This window comes from Bacillota bacterium (assembly GCA_012839765.1).
Taxonomy (GTDB): domain Bacteria; phylum Bacillota; class Limnochordia; order DUMW01; family DUMW01; genus DUMW01.
In genome coordinates, this window is record DUMW01000110.1 from 1 (window position 1) to 2,116 (window position 2,116).

The window sequence follows — 2,116 nt, forward strand, 5'->3', positions numbered from 1 at the left end:
GGTGTGTTTCCTTCGATGGACAAAGGACCGTAACTACGGTGATAGAGCACCCCGACCAAAGCGAGAAGAGCGCCGGATACGATGAGGATTACCTCTACGGAGACTATATCGGCCAATGGGCCAAAGACGAGGATGGCAAGGGGCATAGCACCGGCGGCAATGATCTGGATGATGGAGAAGACCCGGCCCATCATGGACGGGGATGTGATCTCCTGAATGAGCACCGTTTGGGTAGTGGCCATTACGGGCATGAAGAAGCCTGCTGCGCCCATGATGAATAGATAGACCGAGAAACTGGTGGCTAGTCCCAGGAAACCAAAGGTGACTCCAAAGATGACCAGGCACATGGCAATGGTGCGGATTTTGTCTTGGAATCCGCCGTGCCAGGAAACGAATAACCCGCCGATCAGAGAGCCGATAGTCCAAGATATCTCATTGGCTGTCAATTTCCATACTTCGCCGCCGAAACTGCGTTCAATCAAAAGTGGGGTCAGCACCGCGGCGGGGGTAATGAGAAAGAAGGAACATGCATAGCAGATCAAAAGCCCGCTTAGTAACCGATGACTTAGGGTGTAAGTGATACCTTCCTTCAATTCCGCCAGCACTGAACCGAGGGATTCGTCTCGGGTGACTCTGTCTACTTTGATGAAAGCCATGACTAGGATAGCCAACGTGGCAGTTATCACATCGATGAAAAAGGCCCAGACCAGTCCGAAGGATCCCAGGACTACACCGCCAACGGCGGGGGAGACGAGCATCAACAGGGAGCTGAGGGTTTGGTTGATTCCCTGGACCCGTGTTAAGGACTCGGTGGGTACCAGTTGTGGGAAGAGGGCGTTCACCGCCGGTGTCTGGATGCCGGCACCCAGGGAACGCACCACCGATGCGACCAGTAACAGTTCTAGCCGGCCAAGACCGGCCCAGAAGGCAGCAACCAGTCCTAAAGTGGCCAGGGCAATGAAACCGTCGGAGAACATGATCAAATGCTTCCGGTTGTACCGATCAGCCCACACTCCGCCCCACAGGGAGATAACCACTTGGGGCACCGTGGAACAGATTGTAGATAGCATCAGCCACAAACCAGATGAAGTCTCGAGGGTAATATACCAGATGATAGCAAAGGCCACCACCGATGAACCGAAGAGAGATATATTCTGGCTCAGGAGAAAAGAGATAACTTCTTTGTTGAAGGCGGACGGTCGTTTTCCCCGGGTGGTTTTCATCGGTCTAGTCATTCCTTTAGAGGCTACGAAACAAGGTCGGTGGTTACTACAGACTTTACGAGTATAGCAAATGCCTCCAGGTTCTTTCAATACTGACTTTCTTAGGATGACACCGAAAGGATTTATGCAAAGGGAAAGCCTAGGGTCTTTCGTTTCCGGCTCAAGACCGGTAGGAAGGAGACTCCTTAGGAAAACCCTAGGCCTAGGTCATACCTGTTCTTATTGTCTCCATCCTCCGGCAGGATTATACATATTTGGAACCGGGATATGAGGAATTGGCAGGACTTGGCCCTCAAACTGCAATGCACAGAGGTAGCAAGGGGAGAAAGCACTACTTCGGAAGTGATCCTGCATGATCATTGAACGCGGGTTTTCCGCTTCTCTGGCATGGAGACACTACGGAATCTCGGGCGGTTTGCGGTTTTGTTGTTCATGGGCGGTCCGAACAGGGGCCCTTCGAACTCATCCCAGAGTCCCTCGTTCTCGTAGAACAAGAACCGGCGGATGACAAAAAGGATGGCAATGGCGCCGATCCCTACTGCCACGTCTACGGTTCCAAAACCACCGATGATTAACTTACGGGCCATGGCGAAGAGGAGGACTTCCACGACGCTCTTTGGTGTGTTTCTCACCAACATTTTTACAAATTCAATACCGATAATAAACTGCAGAGCGTCTCCCATGAAAGTCTCAAAGGGGATGGACATGGACGCGTCGTCGATACTACGAATGATCCCGAGAATGTCCTTGACGAGCTGGATGGACATTACCGTGATGCCGACCAGGACAACCACGGAGAGGGCAATTTCAAGGTAGTTGGAGATTGTAGCGATTTTCGTTCGTATCGACCGACTCATCTGGCTTCTTTCCTTTCCCCTCATAGTAGCCTATTA

2 protein-coding genes are annotated in these 2,116 nt (G+C 51.8%); both read right to left on the reverse strand.

Annotation, left to right across the window (positions count from 1 at the left end; all coding sequences use genetic code 11):
- Positions 1–1,223 (reverse strand): MFS transporter (locus GXX57_11050; protein ID HHV45184.1); only part of this gene is annotated, 1,223 nt, incomplete at its 3' end.
- A 356-nt stretch (positions 1,224–1,579) separates the two neighbouring features.
- Positions 1,580–2,080: a transporter gene (locus GXX57_11055; GenBank protein ID HHV45185.1), complete on the reverse strand. Its 501-nt coding sequence runs from the start codon at positions 2,078–2,080 to the stop codon at positions 1,580–1,582.
- Between the last annotated feature and the right edge of the window lie 36 nt (positions 2,081–2,116).

What these genes read in the sequence shown, in the direction of transcription:
- GXX57_11055 (HHV45185.1), bottom strand. Translation starts at nt 2,080, where the DNA reads ATGAGTCGGTCGATACGAACGAAAATCGCTACAATCTCCAACTACCTT.